The 8,476-nt window shown below is 63.6% G+C and carries 6 protein-coding genes; 2 read left to right on the top strand and 4 right to left on the bottom strand.

Going from position 1 to position 8,476, the window contains the following annotated elements:
* The first annotated feature begins 163 nt into the window (after window positions 1-163).
* On the top strand, window positions 164-763 hold the full coding sequence (locus AC30NL_RS11600) for a gamma-glutamylcyclotransferase (protein WP_489464155.1): 600 nt from the start codon (window positions 164-166) through the stop codon (window positions 761-763).
* A 41-nt stretch (window positions 764-804) separates the two neighbouring features.
* Here the strand turns inward: AC30NL_RS11600 and AC30NL_RS11605 are convergent, their stop codons facing one another.
* The 4 genes from AC30NL_RS11605 to AC30NL_RS11620 all read right to left on the bottom strand — a co-directional run bounded on the left by AC30NL_RS11605 (window position 805) and on the right by AC30NL_RS11620 (window position 7,648).
* A complete protein-coding gene (locus AC30NL_RS11605; RefSeq protein ID WP_489464156.1) occupies window positions 805-3,972 on the bottom strand; it encodes a hybrid sensor histidine kinase/response regulator in 3,168 nt (1,055 codons plus the stop codon).
* A gap of 222 nt (window positions 3,973-4,194) precedes the next feature.
* Window positions 4,195-4,821: a nucleotidyltransferase family protein gene (locus tag AC30NL_RS11610; RefSeq protein WP_489464157.1), complete on the bottom strand. Its 627-nt coding sequence runs from the start codon at window positions 4,819-4,821 to the stop codon at window positions 4,195-4,197.
* A gap of 135 nt (window positions 4,822-4,956) precedes the next feature.
* Window positions 4,957-7,176 carry a xanthine dehydrogenase family protein molybdopterin-binding subunit gene (locus tag AC30NL_RS11615; RefSeq protein WP_489464158.1) on the bottom strand — a complete coding sequence of 740 codons (2,220 nt, stop codon included), beginning with the start codon at window positions 7,174-7,176 and terminating at the stop codon, window positions 4,957-4,959.
* A gap of 10 nt (window positions 7,177-7,186) precedes the next feature.
* On the bottom strand, window positions 7,187-7,648 hold the full coding sequence (locus AC30NL_RS11620) for a (2Fe-2S)-binding protein (RefSeq protein WP_489464159.1): 462 nt from the start codon (window positions 7,646-7,648) through the stop codon (window positions 7,187-7,189).
* A 94-nt stretch (window positions 7,649-7,742) separates the two neighbouring features.
* Here AC30NL_RS11620 and pdxH point away from each other — a divergent pair, with 94 nt between their 5' ends.
* Window positions 7,743-8,381 carry a pyridoxamine 5'-phosphate oxidase gene (gene pdxH / locus AC30NL_RS11625; RefSeq protein WP_489464160.1) on the top strand — a complete coding sequence of 213 codons (639 nt, stop codon included), beginning with the start codon at window positions 7,743-7,745 and terminating at the stop codon, window positions 8,379-8,381.
* Window positions 8,382-8,476: the final 95 nt, after the last annotated feature.

Genomic DNA, 8,476 nt, shown 5'->3' on the forward strand with positions numbered 1-8,476 from the left:
AGCGCAGCCATAGCTCGTGCTATGGCGAGCATTTGCAACGACGAGCAGGGGCCTTTTGGCGTGATGAGCGGGCATGATCGAAATACTCTCAGCCTCTCAGCCGACACTTGTGATTGACGCGACACCAGCCTGCGGAATGCGGTCCGCGATAGAGTCGCGGGTCATGCATCCGATGACGCATCCCCGCCACCCTGCAAATCAACTTGCAAGAATCCGTCACGAGTGGGGAGGCGACAAGGACTTGTGGGTCTTCGGTTATGCATCGCTCATCTGGCGGCCGGAGTTCGAGGCGGTGGAGCAGCGCCCAGCCACCGTGTACGGCTATCACCGCGCGCTCGAGATGCGATCGACCGTCAACCGCGGCACGCCGGAATGCTCAGGCCTGGTCTTTGCGCTCGTGCCCGGCGGATCGTGCCGCGGCATGGCCTATCGGCTGGACAGCGAACGTGCCGACGCAGAACTCGACCGCCTGTGGCTGCGCGAAATGCCTACCGGCGTGTACGACCCCAAGTGGCTGCCCTGCCGCACGCCGCAGGGCACTGTGCATGCGCTTGCCTTCACCTTGAGCCGCAGCAGCCCGAGCCATGTCGGACCGCTGCCTGACGATGCGATTCTGAAAATTTTTCGCACGGCCTGCGGAAAGTACGGCACGACGCTCGATTACTTGTTGGGTACGGCAGCATCGTTGCGCGGGTGCGGGATTCTCGATCGGGAGGTCGAGAGGCTCGTGGAGTTGGCGCGCAGGCACACTTTGACCGCTTAGGACATGGCCCGAAACAATCGAGCTGCCTCCGGGCCATTTCCTCACGGCGCGGCCCCAGCAATCGAAGCAGGCTCGGTGCCCAGCTGCTGAAGGCCCGCGATGACCGGGTCGAGGACCCGGGCCACGTTCTGCGCCAGCACGTCAATCTCCGCATCTTCGGCGTACTCGTAGCAGGCTTGTTCGAGCGGCTCGGCCGCTTGCTGGACCGCGCGCACCCCGAGCGTTCCGGCCGTGCTCTTGAGGTCGTGAGCCAGCCGCGCCGCAGCCGCGGCATCTCCCGCTGCGCGCGCAGCTCCGAAGCGGGTCGGGAAGTCGCCCTCACGGTCACGGAACATGCGCAGAAGGTGGCGGTACAAGGTGGCGTTGCCCTTCATGCCGGCGAGTCCGGCCCGGGTGTCCACGCCGGGCAGTTCAGCGAGCGGAGCGGGTAGCCGACTGGCATTGGCCCCCCCGGGCAACTCGCCCGAAGCGGCCCCGGCGGGGTGCACCCAGCGCACGAGCGTAGTAAACAGCTCGTCGAGCTTGATCGGCTTGGCGATGTGGTCGTTCATGCCCGCGGCGAGCACCTTGTCGCGGTCGCCGACCATCGCATTGGCCGTCATCGCGATGACTGGGAGATCTCGCCACTGCGGATGCTGGCGGAGAGCGCGGGTGGCAGCGTAACCGTCCATGATCGGCATCTGGCAGTCCATCAGCACGCCGTCGAAGCTCTGCTGCGCCAGCATTGCCAGCGCCTCCTGGCCATTGCCCGCGACGCTGACGATGATGCCCGCGTGGCTCAGCACGTCCAACGCCAGCTCCTGGTTGATGGGGTTGTCTTCAACCAGCAGGATTCGTGCGCCGCTCAGCTTGGTCTGATGGCCGAGCATGGTCTCTTCGCGCAGCGCCGTGCGGGTGGTATGACGCTTCACGAGGCCGAGCGCGGCGCCACATGCGTCGAACAGGGTCGAGGGGGTGACCGGCTTGGTCAGCAGCGCGCCGACAGAAATCCGCAATTCAGTCAAACGCTGCTGCACCTCGCCGCGGCTGAAGGCCGTCAGCATCAGCACAGGCGGCGGTGGGTGGCGCTGACGTCGTTGCTGCGACAGCATGCGCGCGCATTCCACGCCGTCCATGCCGGGCATTTTCCAGTCGAGCAGGACCAGGTCATAGGGCTCATCGCGCCCGTCGGCAAGCGACACCAGGCGCAGCGCGTCCAGGCCGTCGACGGCAGTGTCGACCTTCAGACCGAGCGAGCCGGTCATGTGTGCGAGCACCTCACGCGCGCAGGCGTTGTCATCCACGATCAAAGCACGCGTGCCCCGCAGACCCTCCAGCGGTTGCAGCGGCAGCGGCAGCGGCGGCCGAGTGGCGGTGTCGCGCTGCATGCCGAAGCGCGCGCTGAAGTAGAAGCGGCTGCCTCGGCCCGGCGCGCTGTCGACCCCGATCTCGCCGCCCATGAGGCGCACCAAGTGCCGGCTGATCGCCAGCCCCAGGCCGGTGCCGCCGTAGCGCCGGCTGGTCGAGGCATCCGCCTGCGAGAAGGGCTGAAACAGACGTTGCTGCTCCTCGACGCTCATGCCGACGCCTGTGTCGCGCACCTCGAAGCGCAGTCGTGCCGACGCATCGTCGCGCTCGATCACCTCAATGGAGATGACGACTTCTCCATGCTCCGTGAACTTGACGGCGTTGTTGCCCAGGTTGATCAGCACCTGGCTCAGCCGCGACGGATCGCCCACCAGCGCCGCAGGCAGCTCCGGCGGCTCGATGAACAGCAGCTCCAGCCCCTTCTCCTCGGCCTTCATGCCGACCAGGCTGCCCAGGTTGTCCATCACGTCCGCCAAGCTGAACGGGATGGACTCCATGTCGAGCTTGCCGGCTTCGATCTTGGAGAAGTCAAGGATGTCGTTGATGATGCCCAGCAGCGATTCGGCCGAGGCGTGCACCTTCTCTATGTAGTTGTGCTGCTGCGGGTTGAGGCCGCTTTGCAAGGCGAGGTATGACATGCCGAGGATGGCATTCATCGGCGTGCGGATCTCGTGGCTCATGTTGGCGAGGAACTCGCTCTTGGCGGTGCTGGCCGCCTCGGCTTCGCGTCGTGCCTGCCGGTCGGCCTCGGCCTGTTTGCGCTCGCTGAGATCGACGATGAACGCCACGCCCTGTTCCTTCGAATCGTTCAGCAGGGCGCCGCCGATCAGCACCGGCACCAGACTCCCGTCCTTGCGGATGTAATGCTTCTCGTAGGGCGGACAGCGGCCAGTGTTCAGCAGCTTCTGGATGGCGTCGTGGTCAGCAGCAGCTTCCTGCGGCGGCGTGAGCCGGGCCCAGTCCATAAGACCCGCGCGCAGATCGTCGCGGTCGTAGCCGATGATCTCCAGGAACGCATCGTTCGTCTCCGTCACCGCGCCCGACACGTCCCAGAAGAACATGCCGATCATGCTGGACTCGACCACCCTGCGCAGACGCGATTCGCTGGAACGCAGTGCCTCCTGCGCCTCACGCTGCTCTCGTGTCCGCTGCTCGATGCGTTCGCCCATGGCATTCACACCGCGCTGCAGCGCTGTGACCTCATCAGAGGACTTGATGTGCTGTATGCGGGCCGACAGATCCCCCTGCTCGATTCGCCTGACACAGTCCAAGGTCAGACCGATGCGCCGCATCAACCAGCGCCCGAACAGCGTGACTGCGATCCCGCTCAGGCACAAGGCGACGAGGGTGATGCCCGCCATGGCCCGCACGATCCCGAACATGCCCGCGTCAACCTCACTGCGCGAAACGGCCACGCCCACCAGCCAGTCGATCGGCTCCAGCATGCGGAATACAGCCAAGCGCTGATCGTCCTTGTACTCGTACTGCAGTGAGCCGGTTTGACGCTGCAACATCTCATCGACGAAAGCGAAGTTCGCGCGTTGACCCCGGGCCCCTTCAGGGTCGTAAACGATCCGCTTGTCGTTCCTCTCGATGACGAACAGCGTGGCCGAAGCGAAGCCTTCCTTGGCGCGCAGGCGCTGCAACTGCACCTCGGCCTCCTTGCTGGCAGCGACCACGCCGGAACGACTGAGCTGCTCCTGGATGGACTGCGTGGCATCTTGCAACTCCAGCTGCATCAGCCGTTCGCGAGACTGCCGCAGGTCCGCTTGGAGATAGAAAACCGCGGGCACGAAGACCGCGGCAGTCATCACCAGGATGGTGGCCAGCCACAGCAGGTTGAGTCGTGTGGAAATCTTCACAACTCGCTCCTGGGTTGGACAAAACCGTTCGGTGTGTGATGGACGCGATTCGGCGCGCGCACGGCGTGCTCCTTGCCGTCGGAAACAGCGGTCAGAACTTGACCTGCTCCGCGTTGTCCCCAACGAACACCGCGGGCAGTGCCACCTGCATGTTGATCGCATCCTTGCGCGGCGTAAAGCTCCCCCAACTTGCCGCCGATGAATCCGGGCCAAATCCTTAGCTCAGCCTGACGCCGGAGCCGATGTGGGTACGGGCTGCGATTGTCGAAGGGTCTCGAGATCCGCTTGGGTATCGACATCGATCAGCACGCCGGGATCGTTCACCTCGACCCCGTGCGCCGGATAGCGTGCAATCAATCGCCTTGCGCCTTGATCGCCCGACAGCATCACCAGTTCCGAATACAGCTCCGAACTGAACCCCACCGGATGGCCTCGCCTGCCGCGGTGCTGCGCGTAGGCGACAGGGTAATGCTCAAGCGCCGCACACACCGCGAGCAGTGTGCTCGATTGCACCATGGGCATGTCGCCTGGCAACACCAGCCACCCCGTCGCGTTCGGGCGTGCCGCGACGCCGGCGGCGATCGAAAAACCCATGCCCAGAGGCTGAGGCCCCGGAGTCCCCACTTCAGGCACCACCACAATGTCGCGCGACGCGACATGACGCCGGGCGGTATCGGCCAAGGCCTCGGTGGTCACGACGACCACGGGCAAATGGCTGGCAAGGGCATGTCGCAAGGTCGAGCCCAGCACCGTGAAAGCCCCCAGGATCTGTATGAGCTTGTGATCGGGCGCACCAAAGCGAGACCCCGTTCCAGCTGCCAACACAATCACCGCAGGCCGCGATTTCATGATCCCTCCAACAACTTCTTGACCACCCATGCGCGAAGCGAGAACCTGAAATGCAAGGATGTGATCTGGATGGTCTTTCAGCCAGAGGGCGTCTACTTAAGGCTTTCTCCGTAAGCGTTTTCTGGGGGTGGGATTTCACGAATGCAACATGTTGAAGGGCAGCTCACGCAGCGGAAAGCCGGTCAATTTGGAGATGGCGTTGGCAAATGCCGGCGCCAAGGGCGGCAAGCCTGGCTCGCCCATGCCCGTGGGCACGTCCGTGCTCGTCACAGTGAAGACCTCGATGACAGGCATCTGCGGCATGCGCGCCACGGTGTATTCGCCGAAGTTGCTCTGCTGGACCACGCCGTCTTTCAATGTGATGGCAGAACCGGGCAAGGTGGTGCCAAGTGCCATCAGCGCTGCGCCTTGCACCTGCGCTTCCACAGACAGCGGATTCACGACCGTATTGCAATGCACGCCCGCCGTTACCTTGTGCAATACGGGCTGGCCGTCCTTCACCGATGCTTCGACCACGTAAGCCACCACGCTGTTGAACGACTCGTGCATCGCGACACCGAATGCATGTCCCGCGGGCAGTTGCTTCTTGCCATAGCCCGACTTCGACACTGCCAGATCGAGCGCCGCACGATGCCGCGTATGCTTGTCCGACAGCAGTGAGCGTCGATACGCCACAGGGTCCTGCCCGCTTGTGCGCGCAATCTCGTCGATCAGGGTTTCCATGACGAATGCGGTGTGGGAGTGACCTACGGAGCGCCACCACAGCACCGGCACGTTCACTTTCGGGTGATGCACATCCAGCGACAGCGGCAAGTCGTAGACCGTATCCGCCACGCCTTCGACGGTGACCGAGTCGACACCGTTCTTCACCATGTACTGCTCGAAGGGCGTGCCCATGAGGATGGACTGGCCGACGATTGCGTGCTTCCAGCCCAGCACCTTGCCTTTCTCGTCGAAGCCGATCTCGGCACGGTGCACATGCATTGGCCGGTAGTAGCCACCACGGATGTCGTCTTCGCGGCTCCACATCAACTTGAGCGGGCCGGATTTTCCCGAGGCACGCCATGCCTTCGCGACATGTGCCGCTTCAACGAGGCAGTCGCTCGTCGGCACCGCACGGCGCCCGAATCCTCCGCCGGCCATCGCGGTCGTGAGCTGAACCTTGTCTGGCGTGATGCCGAGCGTGGCCGCGATGTTGGCCTGGTCGATGGTCTGAAACTGCGAGCCGGCGATGACCTTGCAGTTCGAACCGTCGAAGTCGATGAGGCAGTTCAGAGGCTCCATCGGTGCATGCGCGAGATACGGGAATGTGTACTCCGCAGTGATCTTCTTTGGCGCACCCGCGATCTTCGACGTGTCGGCTTCGCGCACCTTGATGCCAGGCTTTGTGGCCAGTTCGCGGTAGCTGGCACGAAGTTTCTCGCTGTCGACCTTCTCGACCGCATCGTTGTTCCATTGCACCTGCAAGGCATCGCGGCCCATCTTCGCCGGCCAGTAGCCGTCGGCAACCACGGCGACGCCCGTCGCGCCACGGTCGAGATCGACTTTCAACACATCGACCACGCCCTTTACCGTCTTGGCATGTGCCGCGTCAACGCTGACTACCTTGCCGCCGAAGACGGGCGGATGAAGAATCAGCACAGTCTTCATGCCGTCGGCGCGCGCGTCGATGCCGAAGGTCTGCCGTCCGCTTGACTTGGCGACAGCGTCGAGGCGCGTTGTGCTTTTGCCGATGCGGTTGAAATTCTTTGCGTCCTTGAGAACGACCTTCTCTGGCACGGGCTGCTTCATCGCATCGGCGGCAAGCTCGCCAAAGCTGGCCCGCTTGGAGCCGGATGACACCACACCGTTCGCGACCTTGCAGGCGGATGCATCGACATTGAATCGCTGCGCCGCGGCGGCAACGAGCATCGCCCGCGTTCTTGCACCGAGCTCGCGGTACTGCTGCCACGAGTTGTGAAGGGCGCTTGATCCGCCCGTCATCTGGATGCCGAATCCGGGATCTTTGTATGCATCCGCAGCTGGCGCCAAATGCCCGCGCACCTTCGACCAATCAGCGTCGAGTTCTTCGGCGACGAGCATGGGCAGCCCGGTGATCACGCCCTGACCGAAGTCGAGACGGTTGACCATCACTGTCACGACACCGCTCGGGTCGATGCTGACGAAGGCGGCGGGGTCTTGCTGCGGCTTCAAGCCCGTTGCCGCAGGCTCGGCGGCTGAAGCCCCACCCGCCGGGAAGAGACCCAGCGAAAAGCCCGACGCCGCGCCGAGCTTGAGAAAGCTGCGGCGATCGACGCCTGGTGCAAGAGGCTCACGCTTGCTGCCGACACGAGCCATCAGATGTTCGTAGTTCATGGGGTTCACCTCAGAGGCTGAGAGCCTTGGCCGCGTCCTTGATCGCGGCGCGGATGCGGGCGTAGGTGCCACAGCGGCAGATGTTGCCGGCCATTGCGCCGTCGATGTCGGCGTCGCTCGGCTTCTTGTTGACGCGCAGCAACGCGGCGGCGCTCATGATCTGCCCGCTCTGACAATAGCCGCACTGCGCCACGTCGTTGCGAATCCATGCGTCCTGCACGGCTTTGCCGACTCTGTCGTCGGCCACGGCCTCGATGGTCGTGATCTTCTGCCCCGCTACTGCCGAGATCGGCGTGATGCAACTTCGGATGGGCTGGCCGTTCAGGTGCACGGTGCAGGCACCACATAACGCGGCGCCACAGCCGAATTTGGTGCCCGTCAGTTGCAGATGGTCACGCAGGGCCCAAAGGACCGGTGTTGATGGGTCGGCATCGACATTGACTGTCTTGCCATTCACGGTGAAGGTCGTCATTTGCTCGATGGCTCCTTTTGGGGAAGGCGTGGGTATACCGCTGTTTTGAATTGCTTGAAGCGAGCGGGGTCGTCGTGCTTTCTATACTTGCCTCATGACAAACATCGCCGACCTCCGCAAGAGTTATGAACGGACCGAACTCGACGAGACCGCGTCGCAAACGCAGCCGATCAAGCAGTTCGAGTTGTGGTTTCAGGAGGCACTCGATGCGCAAGTTCCCGAACCGAATGCAATGACATTGGCAACAGTCGGTGAGAACGGGCGGCCATCGACGCGGATCGTTCTGGTCAAGGGCTTCGACCAGCGCGGCATCGTCTGGTACACCAACTACCAAAGCCGCAAAGGACGCGAGCTTGCCGGTCATCCGTTTGCGGCACTGCAATTTCACTGGGTCGAACTCGAGCGCGTGGTGCGCATCGAGGGACGGGTGGAGAAGGTCAGCGAAGAGGAGTCCGACACTTACTTCCGGTCACGCCCGCTCGACTCTCGGATCGGGGCCTGGGCGTCGCCGCAAAGCGAGGTGATCTCATCGCGGGCAACACTCGTGGCGAATGCGGCCAAGTACGCTGCGACGTACATGCTGAACCCGCCGCGGCCGCCGCACTGGGGCGGCTTCAGGCTGATCGCGGACACCTGGGAGTTTTGGCAGGGCCGCAAGTCGCGGCTGCATGACCGCTTGCGCTATCGGTTCACCGAAGACGGGGCTTGGGTGAGGGAAAGGTTGGCGCCCTGAGAGGCAGTCTTCGCTCCCTCTCCCTCTGGGAGAGGGCTGGGGTGAGGGCCGTGGGCGGTGAATAAAGCCATGGGTTGCCATCACCGCAGCCCCTC

It is taken from the genome of Rhizobacter sp. (assembly GCA_021153565.1).
Lineage (GTDB): Bacteria > Pseudomonadota > Gammaproteobacteria > Burkholderiales > Burkholderiaceae_C > Albitalea.

What these genes read in the sequence shown, in the direction of transcription:
- AC30NL_RS11610 (WP_489464157.1), bottom strand. Translation starts at nt 4,821, where the DNA reads ATGAAATCGCGGCCTGCGGTGATTGTGTTGGCAGCTGGAACGGGGTCT.
- AC30NL_RS11600 (WP_489464155.1), top strand. Translation starts at nt 164, where the DNA reads ATGCATCCGATGACGCATCCCCGCCACCCTGCAAATCAACTTGCAAGA.
- AC30NL_RS11620 (WP_489464159.1), bottom strand. Translation starts at nt 7,648, where the DNA reads ATGACGACCTTCACCGTGAATGGCAAGACAGTCAATGTCGATGCCGAC.
- pdxH (WP_489464160.1), top strand. Translation starts at nt 7,743, where the DNA reads ATGACAAACATCGCCGACCTCCGCAAGAGTTATGAACGGACCGAACTC.
- AC30NL_RS11615 (WP_489464158.1), bottom strand. Translation starts at nt 7,176, where the DNA reads ATGAACTACGAACATCTGATGGCTCGTGTCGGCAGCAAGCGTGAGCCT.